This is a genomic window from Bradyrhizobium daqingense, from assembly GCF_021044685.1.
Classification (GTDB): Bacteria; Pseudomonadota; Alphaproteobacteria; order Rhizobiales; family Xanthobacteraceae; genus Bradyrhizobium; species Bradyrhizobium daqingense.
In genome coordinates this window covers 216,371-239,326 of sequence record NZ_CP088014.1, presented here as the reverse complement: position 1 = coordinate 239,326, position 22,956 = coordinate 216,371, and the positions used below count along the sequence as shown (strand labels likewise).

General features: G+C 63.7%; 16 protein-coding genes and 2 pseudogenes. 9 read left to right on the top strand and 9 right to left on the bottom strand.

The genetic code is table 11. The features are described from left to right. Positions 1-17: 17 nt before the first annotated feature. From LPJ38_RS01100 to LPJ38_RS01075, 6 genes and pseudogenes are all read right to left on the bottom strand, one after another. Positions 18-539 (bottom strand): annotated as a pseudogene (locus tag LPJ38_RS01100) (hypothetical protein). Positions 540-604: 65 nt separating this feature from the next. After that, a complete protein-coding gene (locus LPJ38_RS01095; protein ID WP_145630725.1) occupies positions 605-1,420 on the bottom strand; it encodes an MBL fold metallo-hydrolase in 816 nt (271 codons plus the stop codon). 58 nt (positions 1,421-1,478) lie between these two features. Then, positions 1,479-1,883: a type II toxin-antitoxin system VapC family toxin gene (locus LPJ38_RS01090; RefSeq protein WP_145630726.1), complete on the bottom strand. Its 405-nt coding sequence runs from the start codon at positions 1,881-1,883 to the stop codon at positions 1,479-1,481. Continuing rightward, positions 1,880-2,134 carry an AbrB/MazE/SpoVT family DNA-binding domain-containing protein gene (locus tag LPJ38_RS01085; RefSeq protein ID WP_008541362.1) on the bottom strand — a complete coding sequence of 85 codons (255 nt, stop codon included), beginning with the start codon at positions 2,132-2,134 and terminating at the stop codon, positions 1,880-1,882. The genes LPJ38_RS01090 and LPJ38_RS01085 overlap by 4 nt, the downstream gene beginning before the upstream one ends. Positions 2,135-2,204: 70 nt before the next feature. Further along, positions 2,205-3,731, bottom strand: coding sequence for a permease (locus LPJ38_RS01080; protein ID WP_145630727.1), 1,527 nt, complete (start codon positions 3,729-3,731; stop codon positions 2,205-2,207). After that, positions 3,728-4,477, bottom strand: coding sequence for an ABC transporter ATP-binding protein (locus LPJ38_RS01075; RefSeq protein ID WP_167520404.1), 750 nt, complete (start codon positions 4,475-4,477; stop codon positions 3,728-3,730). The genes LPJ38_RS01080 and LPJ38_RS01075 overlap by 4 nt, the downstream gene beginning before the upstream one ends. A 261-nt stretch (positions 4,478-4,738) precedes the next feature. On the opposite strand from LPJ38_RS01075, the gene LPJ38_RS01070 reads away from it, so the two are divergent. The 6 genes from LPJ38_RS01070 to LPJ38_RS01045 all read left to right on the top strand — a co-directional run bounded on the left by LPJ38_RS01070 (position 4,739) and on the right by LPJ38_RS01045 (position 11,543). Beyond that, on the top strand, positions 4,739-5,614 hold the full coding sequence (locus LPJ38_RS01070) for a branched-chain amino acid ABC transporter permease (RefSeq protein ID WP_060737254.1): 876 nt from the start codon (positions 4,739-4,741) through the stop codon (positions 5,612-5,614). 5 nt (positions 5,615-5,619) lie between these two features. Beyond that, on the top strand, positions 5,620-6,771 hold the full coding sequence (locus LPJ38_RS01065; RefSeq protein ID WP_145630729.1) for a branched-chain amino acid ABC transporter permease: 1,152 nt from the start codon (positions 5,620-5,622) through the stop codon (positions 6,769-6,771). After that, positions 6,768-7,526, top strand: a complete 759-nt coding sequence (locus LPJ38_RS01060) for an ABC transporter ATP-binding protein (protein WP_145630730.1) — start codon at positions 6,768-6,770, stop codon at positions 7,524-7,526. Before LPJ38_RS01065 ends, LPJ38_RS01060 begins: the two co-directional genes overlap by 4 nt. Before the next feature lie 4 nt (positions 7,527-7,530). Further along, positions 7,531-8,319 (top strand): ABC transporter ATP-binding protein, encoded by a 789-nt coding sequence (locus LPJ38_RS01055; RefSeq protein WP_145630927.1) that lies wholly within the window; start codon positions 7,531-7,533, stop codon positions 8,317-8,319. 93 nt (positions 8,320-8,412) lie between these two features. Further along, the gene (locus tag LPJ38_RS01050; protein WP_145630731.1) at positions 8,413-10,251 is read left to right on the top strand and encodes an AMP-dependent synthetase/ligase; all 1,839 of its coding nucleotides are present in this window, start codon (positions 8,413-8,415) and stop codon (positions 10,249-10,251) included. Between the two features lie 92 nt (positions 10,252-10,343). Then, positions 10,344-11,543: an ABC transporter substrate-binding protein gene (locus tag LPJ38_RS01045; protein WP_145630732.1), complete on the top strand. Its 1,200-nt coding sequence runs from the start codon at positions 10,344-10,346 to the stop codon at positions 11,541-11,543. Between the two features lie 212 nt (positions 11,544-11,755). Here the strand turns inward: LPJ38_RS01045 and LPJ38_RS01040 are convergent, their stop codons facing one another. Continuing rightward, positions 11,756-12,871, bottom strand: coding sequence for a lysozyme inhibitor LprI family protein (locus LPJ38_RS01040; protein ID WP_145630733.1), 1,116 nt, complete (start codon positions 12,869-12,871; stop codon positions 11,756-11,758). Between the two features lie 198 nt (positions 12,872-13,069). After that, positions 13,070-13,798 carry a transglutaminase-like cysteine peptidase gene (locus tag LPJ38_RS01035; protein ID WP_145630734.1) on the bottom strand — a complete coding sequence of 243 codons (729 nt, stop codon included), beginning with the start codon at positions 13,796-13,798 and terminating at the stop codon, positions 13,070-13,072. 620 nt (positions 13,799-14,418) lie between these two features. Here LPJ38_RS01035 and LPJ38_RS38225 point away from each other — a divergent pair. From LPJ38_RS38225 to LPJ38_RS01025, 3 genes and pseudogenes are all read left to right on the top strand, one after another. Next, positions 14,419-16,359: pseudogene (locus LPJ38_RS38225) on the top strand (FecR family protein); the annotation flags it as partial. A 30-nt stretch (positions 16,360-16,389) separates the two neighbouring features. After that, positions 16,390-18,771, top strand: coding sequence for a beta strand repeat-containing protein (locus tag LPJ38_RS38220; RefSeq protein ID WP_430640299.1), 2,382 nt, complete (start codon positions 16,390-16,392; stop codon positions 18,769-18,771). 137 nt (positions 18,772-18,908) lie between these two features. Then, the gene (locus tag LPJ38_RS01025) at positions 18,909-21,140 is read left to right on the top strand and encodes a CHASE2 domain-containing protein (RefSeq protein ID WP_145630736.1); all 2,232 of its coding nucleotides are present in this window, start codon (positions 18,909-18,911) and stop codon (positions 21,138-21,140) included. Between the two features lie 207 nt (positions 21,141-21,347). Here the strand turns inward: LPJ38_RS01025 and LPJ38_RS01020 are convergent, their stop codons facing one another. Further along, positions 21,348-22,943 carry an ABC transporter substrate-binding protein gene (locus tag LPJ38_RS01020; protein ID WP_145630737.1) on the bottom strand — a complete coding sequence of 532 codons (1,596 nt, stop codon included), beginning with the start codon at positions 22,941-22,943 and terminating at the stop codon, positions 21,348-21,350. Between the last annotated feature and the right edge of the window lie 13 nt (positions 22,944-22,956).

Here is a 22,956-nt window from a genome sequence, read left to right as displayed (position 1 = left end):
GCACAGCGGAGGTGTCGTCAGCCCTTGCGCCGCTTTGCCCTTACATCGACCGTCAGCCGCCAGTCCGCCGCCGCAGCCGGCTTGACCTCCCCAAGCCAATGGAAGGAATCGCCGGTGATCTCCGTGAAGCTCCAGCGCGTCAGTTCGCCCGTCTCGGTCGTGCCTTCCTGCACGATGTCATCGCCCCGCGGACGGCCGATCTGCTGGCGGAACAGGCTACGGCCGGGATCGAACCAGGAAATCCGCCACGCCGCGATGGTGGGGTCATAGATACGCAAGGTGGTGCCGTACCAATTGCCGGCGATCGGAAACGCCGGGGCGCCCGCGGGCCGGGGGATGATCCAGACGTCCTGCACGGCACGTCCCTGCAGCACCCAGCCGAAATGGATCTCGCCGGGCGCCGTGTGCCGCGTTCCATCCGGGCCGTGAGCTGTGATCTCGGCATCCTAGTCGCCGACGAAGCGGCCGTAAAGCTGGAGCGCAGCCGCATGCTCTGGGTTTGGTCCGTCCGCGTGCAACAATCTCGCAAAGTCCGTCATGTCGATCTCCTCTTGCGGTGAGATCAGCACGAACCGGCTTCAGCGGACTTGGAGAAAATTGCGTCTCAGACGCCGTCGAGGATAATCACGGTTGGCTGCGACGGCAGCGCATCCCGCGACATCCGGAACGAGCGTTCGGTACGGCGGTCGATCTCGAAGTCCTGACCGATCCGGCGCATGAAATCGTCGAGCGGCGTGGCGAAGCGATGCATCGGCAGCACCACGGACGCGCGCAGCCGCTTGGTGATCTCGGAGATGCCGCCCAGCGACATGGTGTAGGTGCCGTCGATCGGCACCATCACGATGTCGAGCCGCCCGATCTGGGCGAAATGGCTGTCGTCCAGCTTGTGGTGGAGATGGCCGAGATGCCCGATGCAGAGGCCAGCGACCTCGAAGATGAAGATCGAGTTGCCGTCGCGGATCATGTCGCTGCCGGCATCGTCACCGAAATAGCGGCGGATGTCGGTCGTGACGTTGCGGATGATGGTGTCGCCGATGCGGGTCGAGACGATGGCCGGCTTGCCGTCCTCGCTCCAGCCATGCAGCACATGGGGAATGCGCTTATCCGGGAATAATGTGTAGTGGGTGCTGTGGGCCCGGTTCATGGTGACGACGTCGGGGAGCCGGCCGACCTGATAGGCGCCGCTATAGTCGGTGGCGATGCGCAGGCCGCCGGGCGTGTCGATGAAATAGGTGGAATGGCCGGCATAGGTGATCTCGACCCCGGGCGCCGCTGCTGCCTGCCGGAACGCGACCGGCATCGCGCGGGGCGCCGCGTTCGCCATCGCCAGGCATTCGCTGCGCTGTGGTGGCTGCTGGGCGAGAACAGGTGCGGCCAGCGAGCCGAGAAACGCAAAAGCCGTCAGCAGGAGTCGCAACATGAAAACCGTCCGCCGCTCATCAACGACCTGCTGAGTGTATCGACGAATTATCCTTGCGTCATGTGCCGCCGGCCAACCGCGCCAATCCGCCGCTTGCCTCGACCAGTTTCACGGCCCTCTTGTCGAAAGAAACGAAGGTATCGGCTCCAAGCCAGTCGCCCTCGTGAGCGATGACACCATCGGCGAAATCACCCCCGGCCTCGAGGAATGCCAATCCGGCCTCGGCCGTGGGCCGGTCAACAACCGTATTGGAGGCATTGATCAAGTGCCGGATCGAAGCCGCGATATTGGCAGCCGAAGTCTTGTAGCCTCGAGAGAGAACCCAGGTCAGCTCGCACAATGCGGGGATCGAAATAGCGATGAGGTCTGCCTTCTTGAGAAGGGCTTCGGCCACCTTGCTCTGTTCGGCATGATCTCCGACCAGAACCCGCACCAGGACATTGGTGTCAGGTGTCATCTTCATCGCTTACCGGCCCAGCCGTCAGCAATGACTTCGTTCATTTCCTCGATCGACAGTGATCGATCGTTCGTTTTTCCTTTCAGGAAGCCGAAGGCATCCGAAATCTTTCCGGTAGGTCGAGCGGCCTTCACCTCAACTCGTCCCCCTGGAAGTTTTTCTATCGAGATCTTGTCGCCCGGATGTACACCGAGGTGTTCCAGGAGATCCTTCCGGAGCGTGACCTGCCCCTTTGCCGTGACAGTAAGAATACTCATCGCAGCCTCAATTCTTGCCATCCTTAAGTAAGGTAATTTAGCCTTACTTTCAAGGAGGCTCACCCGCTTTCTAGTCCCGCCTAGGGCTGAACTTCCAGGTGATTGCGACGAGGCCGGCCGTGATCAGGCCGCTGACGAGGCCGGCGATGGGCAGGGCCAGCAGCAGCGCGGCAGTGGCCGCCCAGCCGATCGAGGAGAAGGCCTCGGCAAAGGTCGCAAGCCGCGAGGAGGTCTGGCGCCGGCGGAACTGGCTGCGCCGGGCCTGCACCCGGAACCAGAGCTGGATCGCGGTGGCGGAGGCCGCGCTGACCAGGACGGCGCCGGCGCTGATCGCCGCCTGGAATGGCGAGGCGAAGGCGAGCGCCGCGATCAGCGGACAGAAGATCGCGGCGATCGCGATCAGCACGACCTCGATCTTGGCGCGGGTGACGCTGGATGGCGTCAGCGGTGCGGTGGCGACGAGGTCGGGGGCGTCCTCGCCCGAGATCGTCAGCCAGGCCAGCCCGCCGGCGAGCTGTCCGGCCGCCATCACGATCACCGGTGTGATCAGCGTCAGTGCCGCGGAGCTCTCGGCAAAATTGCGCCAGAGCAGCAGCGCCGGCGGCACCAGGTAGAGCAGCTGCATCAGGGTCTGCGAGATCAGCCAGGGATCGCGCCACAGCAGCATGAACTCCTTGCGCCGCAGCGCCTGCTGCCGCGATCCGCCGCGGAACGGGCGCTCCTTGGCGTGCACGCGGCCGGATGCGCCATGGGCCGCCGCATCGATGGCGGTGTCGGCAAAGCGGTCGGAAAAGATCGCCATGACGCCTCCGAGCAGCACCAGGCCGAACGCCAGCAGCAGCAGCAACGCCTCGCTGTCGCCGAGGGCCGCGCGCGCCGGCCACCACCAGATGCTGTCGACGTCGGGTGCGTAGGCTTCGAGGCTACCCGAGGTCAGGATGGTGAAGCGCGACAGCGTGCCGTAGGACATGATCGCGGCGACCTGGAGCGCGATCACGAAGCCGGCGCCGATGATTGCGGCGAGGATCTGGGCGATGAGACGGGTCCGTGCCGGGCCGATCAGCCGGAACAGCAGGATGGTGATGGCGATCGAGATCGCCGCGGCCGACAGGCCCATCGCGACCACGACGCCGAACGCGCTGAGCCAGCGCGCGCCACCGCCGATCACAAGCACGTCGATGAAGGGCGTCGAGAACAACAGCGCCATCATCGTCACGCTGAGCGCGATCGCGGCGATGCGCACCGAGAACAGATTGGCCAGCCTCGCCGGCGAGGACATGATGAGGTCGAGATCGGCGCGGGCGTAGAACACCCGCGTCACCGATTCGATCGCCTGCGACAGCATCAAGGTCCAGGCCAGGACAATCATCGCCGAGATCACGATCAGCGAGGATTTGTCGAGCGGCAGTTGCAGGTCGGCGAAACGGCCGATCACGGCCCAGGCCGGCAAGTGCAGCAGCGCGGCGAAGCAGAGCAGGCCGATCACTGCAGCGCGCGTGCGTTTGCGCCGGCCTCCCGTCATCATGGCGAACCATTCGCGCCAGGCGAGCCGGAGCTCGTGGCGGGCGAACCAGGACAGTGCGGTCGTCGAGCTCATGCGGCGTCCGGAAGCGTCACCAGCGCGATGAAGAGATCCTCGAGGCTGGTATCGGCATGGCCGTTCTGCCGGCGCAGCTCGTCGAGCGTGCCTTCGGCGACCAGCTGGCCCGATGCGATCACGCCGATGCGGTCGGCCATGCGCTCGGCGACCTCGAGTATATGCGTGGTCATGATGACCGTGCAGCCGGCGCGGACGCGCGCGCCGAGCAGGCCCTTCACATGACGGGCGGAGACGGCATCGAGGCCGGTCAGCGGCTCGTCGAGGATGATGAGGCGGGGATCGTGCACCAGTGCGCCGGCGAGCGCCACCTTCTGGCGCATGCCCTTGGAAAAGCCCTCGCAGCGCTCGTGCCGGTGCGGCGCGAGGCCGAGCGAATAGAGCAGCTCCTGCGCCACCGGCTCTGAGGCCGAGGGTACGATGCCCCAGAGGCCCGCGACGAATTCGAGATATTCGAGCGGTGTCAGCTTGTCATAGATCATCGGCTCGTCGGAGACCCACGCCATCACCTGCTTGGCGGCAACGGGGTTCTGGAGCGCATCGATGCCGAAGATCGAGACGCTGCCGGCATCGGGTCTGAGCAGGCCCGCAACCATGCGCAAGCTGGTGGTCTTGCCGGCACCGTTGGGGCCGACCAGCGCATAGAACTCGCCGGCATGAATCGTGAGATCGAGGCCGTCGACCGCCAAGCGGTCAAAACGCTTGGTTAACCCTCGGACTTCCAGCGCAGCGCTGTCCGGCTTCATGACGGCCATACCATCCGGTTTTGCATTGCCCGCGACCATGACGTGAAGATGTTTCGGCACCGTGAATCTACGGTCGACTAATTCCGGCATCCGGGACCGACCAAAGCAAGTCACCCTTTGTTGACAGCGCATTGCGGTTCAGGCTGAATTGGCCTTGGGACAAATGGTGCTAACGCAGCGAAACGACTGCGTAGCGACTGGACACAAGATGCGGCAAGCGGTCACGAAGAACCGACGGCTGCATCGGGAGGACGCGCGTCGATGCTGGATTTTGTTCAGCAGCTGGTCAGCGGTGTTGCGCTCGGCTGCGTTTACGGCCTGATCGCGCTTGGCTTCGTGCTCGTCTACAAGGCCACGGAGGTCGTCAATTTCGCCCAGGGCGATCTGATGATGCTCGGCGGCTTCTTCGCATTTACCTTCATCGGCATGATGGGCCTGAACTACTGGATCGGCTTTGCCGGTGCGGTGGCCGCCATGGCGCTGTTCGGCATGGTGGCGGAGCGGGTCGTGGTGCGGCCGATCCTCGGCTACCCCCAATTCTCCATCATCATGGTCACCATCGGGCTCGGCTATTTCCTGCGCTCGATCGCCGGCATGATCTGGGGCACCGACGACCTCAAGATCGAGACGCCGTTCAGCCAGGGCGTGCTGCGGATGGGCTCGCTGGTGCTCGCCTATGACAAGCTCTCGGTGATTGCGGCGACGATGATCCTGTGCACGCTGTTGTGGCTGTTCTTCAACAAGACCACGCTCGGCACCGCGATGCGCGCCAGCTCCGAGAACATGCTCGCGGCCTACTACATGGGCATTCCGGTGAAGCGCGTGGTGTCGATTGTCTGGGCCATCAGCGCGGCGGTCGCGACCTGCGCCGGCGTGCTGCTGGCGCCGATCACGTTCATCCACTCCAATGTCGGCCTCGTGCTCGGCCTGAAGGCGTTTCCGGCCGCGGTGCTCGGCGGCTTCGGCTCGATCCCGGGCGCGGTCGTCGGCGGCGTGCTGATCGGCGTGATCGAGAGCATGGCGGGCTTCTACCTGCCGGAGGGCTGGAAGGACGTCGCGCCCTATCTCGTGCTGCTTGCCGTGCTGCTCCTGAAGCCCGAAGGCCTGTTCGGCCTCCACGTCCGCAAGAAGGTCTGAACGCCATGCGCTTCCTGTTCAAGACCGACTATGAAGACGACATCAAACTGTTTCCGCATTCGGGCTACGTCGTCTCCTACGGCATCCTGATCGCGCTGCTGCTGATCGCGCCCCATGTGCTGTCCAGCTATGTGATGAGCCAGCTCGTCTTCGTCTGCATCTACGCGATCGTCGGCGTGGCGCTCCTGATCCTGACCGGCTTCACCGGCCAGGCCTCGCTCGGGCACGCCGCGTTCCTCGCGATCGGAGCCTACACTGCGGCCTACTTGCAGAAATACAACGTGCCGTTCCCGGTCTACTTCCTCGCCGCCGGAGCTTTGACCGGCTTCATCGGCGCGCTGGTCGGCTTTCCCGCCTTGCGCCTGACCGGCATCTATCTCGTCATCGCCACCATCTCCTTTGCCCTGATCGTCGAGGAGATCCTGGCGCGCTGGGAGAGCGTGACCCACGGCAACGAGGGCATGCGGGTCAAGACGCTGTCGCTGCTCGGCGTCGCGGTGCCGCGCGATAGCCCGACCTTCTATTATCTGTGCCTTGCCGTTCTCGTGCTGACCATCGTCGGCACGCTCAATCTGCTGCGCTCGCCGACCGGCCGCGCCTTCGTCGCCATCCGCGACTCCGAGACGGCGGCGCGCAGCATGGGCGTCAATGTCGCGCTCTACAAGGTGAAGTCGTTCGCGATCTCGGCGGCGATCACCGGCTTTGCCGGCGTCCTGTTCGCGCACAAGCTCTCCTTCATCTCGCCGGAGATGTTCACGCTCCAGCTCTCGATCGAGTTCATCATCGTGATCCTGATCGGCGGCACTTTCAGCCTGCATGGTGCGGTGCTGGGTGCGATCTTCATCGTGATGATCGATCCGTTCCTGACCTATCTGAAGGACGACATGCCCGGCATCATCGCCGGCATCGCCGCGGCGTTCGGGGCGGGCACGGCGACCGCGGCCGAGATCCAGTCCAAGGTCGCCGCCTTCGCCTCGCTCAACGGGCTGAAGGGCGCGATCTACGGCATCATCATCGTGCTGTTCGTGCTGTTCGAGCCGCTCGGGCTCTACGGCCGCTGGCTCAAGATCAAGCTCTTCTTCCAGCTGTTCCCGCTCTACAAGCGCGCCACCTTCAAGCGGCAGAAGATCTACGTGAAGTCGGAGCGCAACCGATGAGCTATTTCCGCGCCGAGAACCTGTCGCTGCACTTCGGCGGCCTCAAGGCAGTCGATGCGGTGTCCTTCGCGGTCGAGAAGGGCGAGATCCTCTCGATCATCGGCCCCAACGGCGCCGGCAAGAGCTCGATCTTCAACCTGATCTCGCGGATCTACCGGCCGACCTCGGGCCGCATCTTCTTCGAGGACCAGGACATCACAGAGCAGCCGCCCTACGACATCGCCAAGCTCGGCATCGCCCGCACCTTCCAGAACATCGAGCTGTTCGAGAACGCGACCGTGCTGTCGAACCTGCTGGTCGGCCGTCACCGCCATTCCACCACCCAGCTCTGGCAGGAGCTCCTGTTCCTGCCCAGCGTGCGCGCCAACGAGAAGCTGCACCGCCGCCGGGTCGAGCAGGTCATCGAATTCCTCGATCTCGAGCCTTATCGCGACAAGCTCATCTCCGGCCTGCCCTATGGCGTGCGCAAGGTGATCGAGCTCGCTCGCGCGCTGTGCTCGGAGCCGAAGCTGATCCTGCTCGACGAGCCGTCAAGCGGCCTCAACGTCGAGGAGACCGACGACATGTCGTTCTGGATCCGCGACCTGAAGAACGAGCTCGGCGTCACCGTGCTGATGGTCGAGCACGACATGTCGCTGGTCAATCGCGTCTCCGACCGCGTCATCGCGCTGAACTACGGCCGGGTGCTGGCGATGGGCTCGCCGGCCGAGGTGCAGCAGCATCCCGATGTCGTCGCTGCGTATCTGGGAGCCTGAGGCGATGGACGCGACTACGACACCCGAGACCATCCTGAAGCTCTCGAACATCGAGAGCTATTACGGGCCGATCATGGCGATCCGCGGCATCTCGCTGGAGGTGCCGCGCGGGCGCATCGTCACGCTGCTCGGTGCCAATGGCGCCGGCAAGACCACGGTGCTGAAGACCATTTCCGGTATCCTGGACCCGCAAAAGGGCGCGATCGAGTTCATGGGCAAGCCGATCCAGCGCATGGAGGCCGACCGGATCGTGCGGCTCGGCCTCAGCCACGTGCCGGAGGGCCGCGAAGTCTTTCCCTTCCTCTCGGTCCGCGAGAATTTGATGATGGGCGCCTATCCGCGCCGGGACCGCGACGGCGTCGCGGAGGATCTGGAGCGGGTCTACGGCTATTTCCCCCGCCTGAAGGAGCGCATCAACCAGCCGGCCGGCCAGCTCTCCGGCGGCGAGCAGCAGATGCTCGCGATCGGCCGCGCCCTGATGAACCGGCCGGCGCTGCTCTTGCTCGACGAGCCCTCCCTCGGCCTGTCACCGCTGCTGGTGAAGGAGATCTTCACCATCATCCGCCGCGTCAACGAGGAGCAGGGCATGTCGATCCTGCTGGTCGAGCAGAACGCCAAGGTGGCGCTGGAGACCGCACATTATGGCTATGTCCTGGAGATCGGCCGCATCGTGATGAACGACACCTGCGACCGCTTGATGCATTCCCAGGACATCCAGGAATTCTACCTTGGTGCCAAGGAAGCGGGCGCGCGCGGCGAGCGGCGCTGGAAAAAGAAGAAGACATGGCGGTGAGAACGAGCTGGCAGTAAGATGAGCTTGCCATCCGCAACGACAGACCGCCGGCAAGGCAGGCAGCGGAGGCAGGACGACGAGGAGGAGAGGTGCATGACCCGACCGGCGGTGCTGACGGTCGCTGATACGATCGCGAAGAGCTTTCTGCGCGCCGCCGAGACGCGGGGCGACAGGCCGGCGATCCGCGAGAAGAAGTTCGGCATCTGGCAGCCGACGAGCTGGCGAGAATGGCTGGAGATCTCCAAGGAAGTCGCCTATGCGCTTCGTGCCTCCGGCTTCATGCCCGGCGACGTCGCCTCCATCATCGCCAATGCCGTTCCCGAATGGGTCCACGCCGACATGGGCATCCTGTGTGCCGGCGGCGTCGCCTCCGGCATCTACCCGACCGATGCATCGTCCCAGGTGGAATATCTCGTCAACGATTCTGCCACCAAGGTGATCTTCGTCGAGGACGAGGAGCAGCTCGACAAAGTGCTCGCCTGCCGCACCCGCTGCCCGACCCTGCAGAAGATCATCGTGTTCGACATGGAAGGCCTCAGCGGCTTCTCCGACGACATGGTGTTGTCGCTCGACGAGTTTCGCGCGCTCGGGCGCAACCACATGGTCGGTCGCGAAGCGCTGTGGCAGGAGATGATCGACAGCCGCAGCGCCGGCGATCTCGCGATCCTCGTCTACACGTCGGGCACGACCGGCCCGCCCAAGGGCGCGATGCACGCCAACCGCAGCGTGACGCATCAGATGCGGCACGCCAACGACTTCATTCCGGCGCAGGAGGACGAGGAGCGGCTGATCTTCCTGCCGCTCTGCCATGTCGCCGAACGCATCGGCGGCTACTACATCTCGGTCGCACTCGGCTCGGTGATGAATTTCGCCGAAAGCCAGGAAACCGTGCCTGACAATCTGCGCGAGGTACAGCCGACCGTCTTCCTGGCGGTGCCGCGCATCTGGGAAAAGTTCTATTCCGCGATCACCATCGCGCTGAAGGATGCGACGCCGCTGCAGCAATGGGTCTATCGCCGCGCCATCGACATCGGCTACCGCATGGTCGATTGCCGGCTCGAGGGCAGGACGCCGCCGCTGTCGCTGCGCATCGCCAACGGTCTGGCCTATCGCATCGCATTCCGCAACATTCGCCGCATGATCGGGCTCGACCGCTGCCGCATCGCCTTCACCGGCGCGGCGCCGATCGCGCCGGAGTTGATCCGCTGGTATCTCGCGCTCGGCATCGACATCCATGAGGTCTACGGGCAGACCGAGAATTGCGGGGTTGCCACCATGATGCCGGCGGAGCGGATCAAGCTCGGCTCTGTCGGCACGGCCGTGCCCTGGGGCGAGGTCATGCTGTCGCCCGAGGGAGAGATCCTGATCAAGGGCGACTTCCTGTTCATGGGCTATCTGAACCAGCCGGAGAAGACTGCCGAGACCATCGATTCCCGCGGCTGGCTGCACACCGGCGACGTCGGCACCATCGACAATGAAGGCTTCGTCCGCGTCACGGATCGGATGAAGGACATCATCATCACCTCCGGCGGCAAGAACATCACGCCGTCCGAGATCGAGAACCAGCTCAAATTCTCGCCCTACATCTCCGATGCCGTGGTGATCGGCGACAAACGGCCGTACCTCACCTGCCTCGTGATGATCGACCAAGAGAATGTCGAGAAGTTCGCGCAGGACCACGACATCCCCTTCACCAACTATGCCAGCCTGTGTCGGGCGGTCGAGATCCAGGATCTGATCTGGCGCGAGATCGAGCAGGTGAATGGCAATTTCGCCCGCGTCGAGAGCATCAAGCGTTTTTATCTGATCGAACGCCAGCTGACGCCCGAGGACGAGGAGCTGACGCCGACCATGAAGCTGAAGCGCGGCTTCGTGAACAAGCGCTACGCCGCCGAGATCGAGGCGATGTATCGCGAGCGCGCGGTGGCGTGAGACGCCTGGCCCGCCAGCCAGGTGACGAGGAAACAGCGGGGGAGCGATGGCCACGCCCTTCGCGCAACACTGGCCAGGGAGAGGAGACGTCAATGTCGAAATCGTTCAGGGCGTTCGGCCTTGCGGTGAGCGCAGTCGTGCTCACGCATCTGCCGGCCGCGGCGCAAACTAAGGTCACCAACGAGGGCATCTCGGCAACCGAGATCGTCATCGGCACGCACCAGGACCTGTCGGGTCCGATCAAGGGGTGGGGTGTTCCGGTCGCGAACGGCATGAAGATGGCGGCCGAGGAGATCAATGCGGCCGGCGGCATCAACGGCCGCAAGATCCGGCTGGTCGTCGAGGACAGCGGCTACGATCCGAAGAAGGCCGTGCTGGCGTCGCAAAAGCTGATCGAGCGCGACAAGATCTTCGCCATGGTGGGGCCGATGGGATCGCCGACGGTGCTCGCCGCGCAGGACATCCTGTTCGACGCCGGTGTCCTGCAGCTCTTCCCGCTGACGGCGGCCGAGTTCACCTTCAAATTCGATCCGGCCAAGCCGCAGGAACGGCTGAAGTTCAACAATCTGCTGCCCTATGTCGAGAGCACGCGGGCCGCGGTGAAATACATGATCGAGTGGAAGGGCTTCAAGAAGCCCTGCATCATGCATCAGGACGACGAGTACGGTAAGAACGTGCTCGACGGCTTCAATCAGCAGCTCACCGCGATGAAGGCGCAGCCGGCCTCGATCACGAGCTACAAGCGCGGCGCCTCCGATTTCAGCGCGCAGATCGCCAAGATGAAGTCCGACGGCTGCGACCTCGTCGTGCTCGGCACCGTGCTCCGCGAGACCATCGGGGCGATGACCGAAGCCAAGAAGCTGGGCTGGGACGTTACCTTCCTCGGTGCCACCCCCACCAATGTGATGGAGGTTCCGGCGCTGGGCAAGGAAGCCGTCGAGGGTCTCTATGCCGCCAGCGGCTTCGAGATTCCCTATGAGGACACCGCCAAGGGCAAGGTGAAGGACTGGCTCGTCAACTACAAGAAGATGTTCAACGCCGACGCCAACACCCAGGCCATCATCGGCTACAATGCGATGATGACGTTTGCGTTCTATGCGAACAAGGCGGGCAAGGATCTGACCGGCCAGAAGATGCTGGATTCGCTCGAGTCGGGTGAGAAATTCCTCGACATCTTCAACTCGCCGCCGACCAAGTTCTCCAAGACCGACCACCTCGCCAACACCATCACCCAGGTGCAGCAGGTCAAGGGCGGCCGCTGGGTGCTGGTGAAGGACAATCTGATGTTCTGATGCTTCGCTTCGCACTTGGGGTTCGAGAGCCTTCTCATCGTCATGGCCGGGCTTGTCCCGGCCATCCACGTCTTACTACGCAGCACAAAGAACGTGGATGCCCGGGACAAGCCCGGGCATGACGACCTCTTGTAACGGTCCAAATGCGATAGCCCTCCCCCTCCAGGGGATAGTGAAAGTTCAATGCGAGCCCTCCAGGGGAGGGCAAGAGTTCACGATCCCCCGCCTGCCGTACCCGAATTCACCGGAGCCAGCTCGTCCTCGCGGCAGCGCCAGCCGTCGGCGGCTTTCACGAAGGCAAAATTCCGCTGGATCCGCAGGCGCCGCGTGACGTTGAAGGCTTCTGCGGACCGCTCCTTGTTTCCGGCTCCCGGCTGAGGACGGCCCGTCCTGGCGTCCCAGCAGGTGCCGGTGCAGGTGGAGGCGACCTTGCTGCACATGGTGAAGGGCGCCAGCACGACCATCTCGATCTCGCCCGTGACCTGTGCCTCCTGATCGGTCGCATGGCTGTCGAGTGCGTAGACGCGGTTGATGCGGAGGAAGTTGCCGCAGGAATTGGCGGCATGGATGCGCGCGGCGCAGAAGTCGACCGCGTCGGTATCGGGCGAGCGGGCTGCGACCTGCCGGCCAAACACCTTCTTGGGATCGCCCTTCGCCGTGCGAATCTCGTCGGTCCTGCGCTTCAGATGGTCGGCGAGACAGTCTTCCGCGGTCTCCAATTCCTGGAGCGGCACGTTCTCCTTGCCGACGAGATTGCATTTGCGGTCGCGCTCTCGCGTCCACCTGCCGTATTCGGCGAAGGCAAAGCGCGCGGCGGTCGGGTCCAGCTTGCCGATCAGGCCGAGCACCAGGCCGTTGAGCTCAGTTTCGGCGACCGCCAGCGCAGGATCCGCGCAGATCAGCGCGCCGGCCGCGGTGTTGGCCGCGAGGCAGTCGAAATCCGGATCACGCACGATCGCGGTGCGCTCCTCGGTCACCTTGAGCAGGCACGCCTTCACCCGGTCGAATTCGTCGGCGCGGATCGCGGTCTGGCCGACGATGCCGCAACCGAGGTTTCTTTGGCGGATCCAGATCGCATTCTCCTCGATCGCCGGCAGGCGATCGGGCAGGCGGGCGAGTCGCGCCTCGACCGCCGTGCTCAGCTTCTCGGCGGCGGCGGCCAGCTCAGTATCACCACAGAACAGCTGATTGCCGGGATCGCGAATCTGCTGGCAGTTGTTCTTGGCGAACAGCGGCAGCCTGTCGGCGATGGAGCGGTCAGATTGCGCGGAGCCAGGCGCCGTCGGCAACGCCAGCAGCGCAAGCACAGTGAGCACCGTGAACCGCATTCCCCTCGTCCCTCAGCGTGGCCGCGGCCATGCTAGAGCGTTTTCGAGCGAAGTGGATACCGGTTCGCGTAAAGAAAACGCGTCAAAACAAGAATCTAGAGCTTCGGTTCTGATTCAATCAGAACCGATTATGCTCTAGCCGTCCGGATCGTGCAACGAAACGGCTTTATGGTGGGGCAGGCGACGAGAGAGCCGCAATCAGCGCGTCTCGGCGGCCATCGAGACCCGGATCGGTTCGTCGACATATTTCAGAACGGCCGACTGGTGAAGCACGAACAGCGGCCGGTAGATCTGTGCAGCCTCGTCCTCGACCATCGCCATGCGGCGATTGTCGAGCATCAGCCAGTGGCCGTCGAGCCGTGCGGCGGCGACCGCATGCGCTTCGCCGGCCCTGACGTCGCGCACCACGACGATGCGGAGGTCCTCGGCGGCAACGCCGGCGAGCCGCAGTGCGGCGAGCTTGGCAATGGCATAGTCCTCGCAATCGCCGCCGCCGCGCTGGAAGGTCGCAAGCGGCGAACTCCAGACGTCGTCGATGCCGTCATCGGCGGCCCGGATGGCGAGGTTGATGGCGCGGTTGGCTTCGCCGAGGCGCGCACGGCCGTCGCGGCCGCGGACCTGGTCGACGATGGCGAGCAGCTTCAGGGCCGCAGGCGATGCGCAATTGTCCCGGTCGCCGTCGCACAGCGCGAGTTGCACCATGTCGTCGTCGAGCCTGTCCTTCAGCGTCAGCCATTTCTGCCGCAAATTGCCGGCGGAGAGGGAGAAGGCGAACACGCCGAAAGGTTCGGCGGATTTGCGCACGAGGACGCCGGCGCCCGGCGACAGCAGCGTGCCGGCGCGAAGCTCGGCGGCCGATCCGAGCAGGATCAATCCGCACATGACAAGGATTGCGCGCCAGGCGCGCGAGCGAGTAGCGGTCTCCATCTGACATCCCCTTCCCGGGCTTCGCGAAATCCCCCTCGATCTCGACGTGCCGGGCCTTGTTGCTTTCGCGGAGATAGTACGAGACGGGCCGTTTTGTTCTGCTTAATGCGCTCGGCAGGGGTTCCAAATCCGGGAAACAGGCTGAAATGCGCCTGCTCAAATTGCGTAAAATTTTACGAATCGGGGCTAGGAGATCGCCAGCTGCCGCGAAACGGAACCATTTGCAGGTGCTGGTTGTGCGTCCGTCGAATCCGCCTCCTATGGCTACCGGCCCGCTTTTTCAGGGCTTCTGTTAGTTAGGTCACAGATTTAAGTCCGTATTTGCCGCAGTGTGTTGCGGGGCACCACGAAGAAAAGATGACACAAGTATTCGCTGCCTGATCTATACGTTCGAATATTTTGGGGTGCCGAAAATGGGCTCGAATAACCGCAATTATACTTGCAAGTATCTCCAGAGTTCTCCTGCTTCCTCTATGAGGACTTGGCCCGATTGCGCCGTTGGCGGCTCGGTGATGCGGAATCACACAAGCAATAGATGGTTTCGCTAAGGACTTGGTAATGCTATGCAAGCTTAGGCGGTCGATACTTACTTAGATTTTAACCCTTTTTACGGTGCGCGGTTGAATTACGCTGGCAAATTTGACGCCGCGATCCCCTTGGACGGCCAGGGTTCCCGTTCCCTGGGCGATATCCATGTCGATTCCTTTGCACCCAAGCCGTTCATCGCAAAGGCGCATGGTCACGTGCCCGAAGGTGCGGTCGTCGTTCCCGACCCCAACCTGATCTTCAATGGCGAGTTCAAGCGCACGGGCCTCGATCTCGTGCTGTCCCATGAGGGGCGCGAGTTCGTCGTCCACGACTATTTCAGAGGCGACAAGCGCGCAGCCATCGCCTCGTCGGACGGCGCCCACCTCACCGGCGACATCGTCAACGCGCTCACCGGCCATGTGCAATATGCGCAGGCCGCGCCCGGCACGGCCGCAGCCCAGGTCATCGGCCACGTCACCAAGCTGGTCGGCAGCGCGACAGCGATCCGTAACGGCGTCTCGGTCATCCTGAACAACGGCGACAACGTCGAGAAGGGCGACGTGGTCTCGACCGGTGCCGATTCGACGCTCGGCATCACCTTCATCGATGGCACCGTGTTCGGCCTGTCCTCCAATGCGCGGATGGTGCTGAACGAGATGGTCTACGACCCCAACGGGTCGAGCAACTCCTCGCTGCTGAGCCTCGTCGCCGGCACCATCACCTTCGTCGCCGGCGAGACCGCCAAGCACGGCGACATGAAGGTCGACACGCCGGTCGCAACCATGGGCATCCGCGGCACGGCGGTGCTGACCCAGATCAATTTCGTCGTCCCGGCCGGGGGCGGCGATCCGCAGCCGCAGGCCAGCTTCCAGGTGCTGGTCGAGCCGAACGGCACGACGGGCTCCTACATCCTGTTCGACAAGGTCACGCTGCTGCCGATCGCGACGGTCAACCAGGCCGGTCAAATGATCCAGATCAGCGGCGGCAACGTCTCGATCACCAATGGGCTGCTGTCGCCGGACGTGCAGAAGCTGATCACGGACGTGTTCACGCTTAAGTTCACCGACAACACGAACACCAAGCTGACCACGAACTTCACCGACACGCTTACGCCGATGAGCCTGGACGTGGTGTTCAAGTCGGCATCCGGCGCCGTCGCGACCGCGACATTCGTCAACCTCAATACGCAAGGGCAGGAGGGGCCGAGCACACCCCCGCCGCTCGTCACCCGTATTCCCGGCCAGCCGCTGGTGCAGAGCCTCGATTCCGGCGGCAACGTGAAGACGGCATTCGCGCTGACCGAGCGCGCCGACACGACGGGCGCGACGACGCCCGACACGGTCTCCGGCCGGATCACCTTCATCGATCAGAATCTCGGCGACCGGCCGACGGTGAGCATAAGCCTCGCCGAGGCGCCGAACTACATCTACAAGAATGCCGGCCAGCAGGACGTCACGGGCTCGCTCTCCGTGCTCCAGAAGCAGGCCATCGTGGCGACGCAGATCCAGATCGGCGTCGTCCCCGATCCCGGCAACAACAACAACGGCTCGGCGGTCTGGACCTACACGATCCCGGACAAGGTCTTCGACTTCCTCGCGGCCGGCGAGACGCTGACGCTGACCTACATGGTCCGCGTCGACACCAATTTCACGGTGAACCCTGAGAGCAAGTTCATTCCCATCACCATCACGATCACGGGAACGAACGACAAGCCTACCGTTGCGACGTCGGGTGGCACCGTCATCGAGCAGGTCGGGACCGGTAACGAGGCTCTGGACGTCATCACCGGCACGGTCACCTTCACCGACGTCGATCTGACCGACCGGCCGATCGTGAGCGCGGCGCTCTCGACCGTCGAGCCGTTCAAATATCTCGACGCCGAAGGCAACGACATCACGACGTTGACCCCGGCGCAGCTCGCCGCGATCGCCGCCGTCAAGGTGTCGCTGACGGTGGTTCAGGGCGCCGGAAACGGCAACAACGGCACGGCCACCTGGACCTACAGCGTTCCCGACCATCTCTTCGACTTCCTGGCTAAGGACGAGAAGCTGATCCTCAACTACGTGGTGCAGGTCGATGACGGCCACGGCGGTGTCGTCAGCACGCCGCTCACGGTGTCCATCGACGGGGCGGACGTCAATGTCGAGGGCACGAACGACGTCCCGACGGTCGTCGAAGACTCCACGACGCCGACCGGCGCCGTGACCGAGGATACGTCGTCAACAACCTTGGCGGCGAATGGCACCATTACATTCAACGATCCGGACCTCACGGATACGCACACTGCGAGTTACGTCCTGAAGTCGACGTCGTCGAGCGCGCATCTGCCCGGCTTCGGCAACGGCACGTCGCATATCGGCACTTTCGCGCTTGCAGCGGTGAACGAGAGCCCAGGCGCCAGCTCTCGCGGGTCGGTCGGCTGGACGTTTACGCTCAACAATAATGATCCGGTGCTGCAGTCGCTGGCCGAAGGCCAGACCATCACGCAGGTCTACACCGTCAAGCTCGATGACCATCACGGTGGCACCGTCACCCGCGACGTGACGGTCACCATCACCGGCACCAACGATGCGCCGACAGTCACGAGCAGTGCAAACGCGGCAAAGGGGTCCGTCACCGAGGATACCGGCGCGACACTGTCGATCGCCGGCACGCTGGCGATCCAGGATCTGGACCTGATCGACACCCATACGGCGCATGCGGTGTTCACTTCGTCATCCGCCAGCTCGACCTTGCCGGGGTTCGGTGCCAACGCGAACATCGGCACCTTCACGATCGATCCGTCGGTGCTGGAATACAGCACGGACACCAACAACGGCGCGACGCTGGGCTGGCACTTCAGCCTCGCCAACAACAACGCGGTGCTGCAGTCGCTGGCGAAGGGCCAGACCATCACCCAGGTCTACACCGTCACCTTCACCGACAATCACGGCGCGCAGGTCTCGCAGAACGTGACCGTCACGATCAACGGCGCCAACGACGCGCCGACGATCACGAGCGATGCCTGCGCGGCGACGGGCTCGGTTATCGAGGATGAGGGCACCACGCTCTCGATCGACGGCACGCTGGCGATCCAGGATTTCGATCTGATCGACGCCCACACCGCGCAAGCCGTGTTCAAATCGGCGACATCGAACGCGCTTCTGCATGGTTTCGACGGCGACACGCCGCTAGGCACCTTCACGATTGATTCCGCGGTCGCAGAGTTCAACACCGACACCGACAACGGTGCGACACTGGGCTGGCACTTCAGCCTCGACAACGACAATGCGGTGCTGCAGTCGCTGGGGCAGGGCCAGACCATCACCCAGGTCTACACCGTCACCTTCACCGACGATCACGGCGCGCAGGTCTCCCAGGACGTCACCGTCACGATCAACGGCACGAACGACGCGCCAACCCTGTCCGATCTCCATATCGGTCCGCTCACGGACACCGCCGCGGCCGACACCTTCTCCGATATCACCGGGCAATTGGCCGGGACCGACGCCGACAGCGGCGAGACGGCGACGCTGACCTACGCCGTCCTCAATGCAGATCACCACGCGGCGACGACGGTCGCGGGCCTGTACGGGACGCTGACCGTCAACGCCGACGGCAGCTACAGCTACGTTCCGAATGCAGCCGCGATCAACGCGCTGGCAGCCGGATCGTATGCCGACACGTTCACGGTCCAGACCACGGACATCCATGGTGCGACCGACACGGCAACGCTCACGGTGGACGTGACTGGCGCCGACGACGCCGGCGGCCCGGTCATCAACACCGAAAGCTTCCAGGTCGAGCACATCACCGAGAACAGCAACGAGATCATCACCGATCTTAAGATTACTGACACCGATCCCGGCGCAGCGACGGACACTTTCACGGTCACGCTGTCGACCGCGAATCCGGACGTCAGCCTCGCCAGCGTTTATCCGACGACGGGCACGCTCGCCCAGATCAACACCGGCCTCGCAGAGGGCGCGGGCATCGTCTACGATCCGACCGGCGCGAATCCCGAGGCAGAGCTGCCCGGAATCGAACAGATCACGCTGACTGTTGCGGACTCGGCCGGTCGTTCCGACACTGTAAATTTCATCTTCGTCGAAGGAGCCGAGAGCCAGGGCATCACCCTGCAGGGCACTGGCGGCAAGGACGTTATTTTCGCGACCGAGTCGAGCGACACGCTCATCGGCGGCGGCGCCAAGGACCAGTTCGTGTTCGCGCCGGCGTCGCCACAGGATCAGGTCCAGCACACCGTGAACGATTTCGAGTTCGGTCTCGACAAGATCGACCTGCGGCAGTTCAGCGGCATCAGCTCTTGGAGCGACCTTGCCGCGGCCACCGCGCAGGATGGCGGCACGCTGCTCACACTGGATAGCCACGAGACGATCCTGCTCAAGGGTGTCGCCGTCGCGAATCTCCAATCCAGCGATTTCATCTTCGGCGCTCACGGCGCCTAGTGAATGCGGTGGCCGCCGGCTGGCCTGTGACCGCGGCAAAAAATCCATGATCTTCAGCACTCGGGAATAGCCAATCGCACGCCGACGCTCCATGATCGCTGCGCCCGGCATGATCCGGGGCAGGTAGTCTGACTGGCATGAAACGTCTCAAAATCCTGCGGCGGTGGTTTGCGCGCAAGTTCGGCTTCGCGCGGCTGATGTGCCTCGCGCTGCTGGTCCTGTTCGCCGGCGCGCGCCTGTGGGATCCGCCGCCGATCCAAGAATTGCGGCTGCGCACCTTCGACATGTTCCAGCTGATCGACCCCAGGCACAAAGCGGCACGGCCTGTCGTCATCGTCGACATCGACGACAAGAGCCTCGCCAAGCTCGGGCAATGGCCGTGGCCGCGCACGCGGATCGCCGATTTGATTCAGAACCTGACCAGTCACGGCGCGGTTGCGATCGGCTTCGACGTGGTCTTCTCCGAACCCGACCGGCTCAATCCGGATCTGGTCGCAAGCCAGATGCGCCATCTCGACGATGCCACCCGCGCAAAGCTGCGCGAGCTGCCGACCAACGACCAGATCCTCGCCGAGGCGATCAAGCGCTCGCGCGTGGTGCTGGGCGAGACCGGGCTTCCGGCCGTGTTGTCCGAGCTCGATAAATCGCTTCCGTTCACCGGCGTGGCGACCGTCGGCGAGGAGGGAGCCGAACGTTTCCTGTTCGAATTTCCAGGCTTGCTGCGCAACGTGCCGGACATAGAGAAGGTCGCTGCCGGCCGCGGCCTGTTCTCGATCAGGAAAGAGCGGGACGGTTTCATTCGCCGCGTGCCGATGGTCATGCGGGCCCAGGGCAACATCATGCCATCGCTCAGCCTCGAGATACTGCGCGTCGTCACGGGCACGCCGACGCTGCTGGTCAGGACCGACAAGACCGGCGTGCGGGCCGTGCGCCTCAAGGGCGTCGAGATCCCCACCGACAAGAACGGCCAGTTCTGGGTGCACTATGCCCGCCGGGATCCTTCGATCTACGTCTCCGCGGCCGACGTGCTCGACAACAGCGTGTCCCCGAGCAAGTTCGCCGGCAAGCTGGTGCTGGTCGGAACCTCCGCGGCCGGGCTCAACGACATCAAGACCACGCCGGTATCCGCGACCATGCCGGGTGTCGAGATCCATGCCCAGGTGCTGGAGAGCGTGCTCAGCGGCGCGGTGATCTCGCAGCCGAACTACGCGCTCGGCATCGAGCTGATCGCGGCGCTGGTCATCGGGCTGCTCGTCATCATCTTCACGCCGAATCTCGGCCCCGTGCGTCTGGTGCTGGCCGGCGCGGCCTTCGCCGCCATCCTGGTTGGGGTGTCCTGGTTCTTCTACACGCAATACCGCTATCTCATAGACTTCACCTATCCGCTGCTGTCGACCACCGCGGTCTATCTGACCCTGATCTTCGCCAGCTTCGTGCGTGAGCAGCGTCAGCGCGTGCAGATCCGCGGCCAATTCGCGCAATACATGTCGCCGGTTCTGGTCGAGCAGCTGGTGCAGTCGCCGGAGAAGCTCGTGCTCGGCGGCGAGGAGCGCGAGATGACCATCATGTTCTCCGACGTGCGTGGCTTCACCACGATCTCGGAGAGCTACAAGCACGATCCGCAAGGCCTCATCGAGTTGATGAATCGCTTCCTGACACCGCTGACGGACGTGATCATCGAGCAGAAGGGCTATATCGACAAATACATGGGCGACGCCATCATGGCGTTCTGGAACGCGCCGCTCGACGATGCCCAGCACGAGGTCAACGCCTGCGAAGCCGCGATCCAGATGCTGGAGCAGATCGACACGGTCAACAAGGAGCGCGAGCAGGAAGCCGCCGACGGCGGCCACGTCTACATTCCGCTCAATGTCGGCATCGGCCTCAACACCGGCATCGGCGTCGTCGGCAATATGGGCTCCGACCTGAAGAAGAACTATTCGGTGCTCGGCGACAGCGTGAACCTGGCCTCGCGCCTGGAGGGGCAGACCAAGGAATACGGCTTCCCGATCATCGTGGGATCGCGGACTGCGCTCGCCGCCAAGGACAAGTTCGCGATCCTCGAGCTCGACTTCATCATGGTCAAGGGCAAGTCGGAGCCGGAGGTGATCTACGCCATCGCCGGCCGCGAGGACGTGATGCATTCGGGCGCCTTCCAGCGCCTTCGCAACATCACCATCGAAATGCTCGGCTGCTACCGCAGCCGCGACTGGCAGGGCGCCCTCGACGCCATCGAGCGCGGCCGCAAGAGCGAGGACGCCGACACGCTGGAAAAGCTGTTCAGGCTCTATGAAGCCCGGATCAAGGATTTCCAGCTCAATCCGCCGGCGGAAGGATGGACGGGGGCCTATGCGCTGCTGACGAAGTAGGGTCGTCGGGTGTGGTTTGATGGCCGCCCCATCGACGGTGTCATCCCCGCGCAGGCGGGGATCCATAACCACAGGGAGCGGTTATGGCGCGCGCCGGCAACTCCGAGTTTCCGCACGATTGCGGCCTATGGCTATGGGTCCCGGGCTCGCGACTGCGTCGCGCCCCGGGACGACGGTGTAATGTGAAGCGAAAGTGTGGCCGCCCCCTCACTCCATTCCGATCGTGGTCAGATCCTGGAACCAGTGCTGCGCCTGCACGAACTGCTTGATCTTCGGCGACAGCGCGTGCGGGTTGGTGTCGTGGACGACCCAGACCAGCGTGGCGTCGTCGACGATCAGCGCGTGCGCCTGTGCCAGCAGCTCGTCCTGCTTGGTGGCATCGAAGGTCTGCTTGGCCTCGTCGATCAGCGCATCCACCTTCGGGTTCTTGTAGCCGCCCCAGTTGACGCCGACCGGCGCGATCTGGCCCGAATGGAAGAAGCGGACGATGGCGTAGAGCGGGTCGGAGGTGACATAGGCGATGTTATTGGCAGTGATGCCGGCGTTCATCTCGTCCGCCGCGCCCTTGCGCCAATGTGTATAGAGCGTCTCGAGTTCGACCACCTTGAAGTCGATCTCGATGCCGATCTCCTTGAAGCTCTGCTGCAGGAACTCGTTCATCGGGAGCGACAGCATCTGGCCGGTGCCGCCTTGCGCGATGATGAAGGTGGCCTTCAGCGGCTTCGCCTTGGAGTAGCCGGCTTCCTCGACCAGCTTCTTTGCGGCGGCAAGATCGTATTTCAGCTCGAAGCTCGGCTTGCCGAACCACGGGCTCGACGGATCGACCTGCCCCTTGGCGGGTTTTGCCAGCCCATTCATCAGGCCGACCACGGCCTCGCGGTCGATAGCGAGGTTCAACGCCTTGCGCAGGCGGATGTCAGTCCAGGGCGAACCCGGCAGCACGCTGAGATGATAATTCCAGACATGCGGCGTGACGTTGTCGACGAGCTTCATGCCGGCTGCTTTCAGCTGCGGCACGGCATCCGGCGCCGGCGTCTCGATCAAATCGACCTGCCCTGCGAGCAGCGCATTGGTGCGCGTCAGCGCTTCCGGCATCGGCACCAGAACGATCTTGCCGGCCTTGGGAATGCGCTTCTTGTTCCAGTAATCCGGGTTCTTGGAGAGTTCGGCGAGTTCGCGCGGCACCAGCTTGGTCAGCTTGAACGGGCCGGTGCCCGAGGGCTGGCTGGCGAACTTGTCCCAGTCCTTGCCGAGCTTGTCGTATTGCGCCGGGCTCGACACCAGGAACCACAGCATCTGATAGGGAAAGAAGGAATCGACCGTCTTGGTGGTGATCTCTACCGTGAAATCGTCGATCTTGGCGTAGCTGGCGACGGAGGGAAGGCGGGTCTTCACCTGCGCGCTCTGCCGCTTGTCGAACTGCGGCGCCTTGTCGTTGAGCACCTTGTCCAGATTCCAGATCACCGCGTCGGCATTGAACTCGCTGCCGTCGTGAAACTTCACGCCCTTGCGCAGGGTAAAGCGCCACTTGGTCTTGTCGGCATCGTCGACCTTCCATTCGGTCGCGAGGCCCGGCACCAGCTTGCCGGGACGATCGGCGACGTCCATCTCCCAGGCGACCAGGGGATCGTAGATCGTATAGGCCGTGAATTGATAAGCGCCGGCACCGCGGTCGGGCTGGCCTGTCGTCAGCGGAATATCCGCCATCGAGATGCCGTAGCGCACGACGCTCTCGGCGCGCGCCGAGATTGCGGAGACCGCCAGCGCAAGCACGGCGAGACAGGTCGATAAGCGAACACGCATGGTCCAAAGCTCC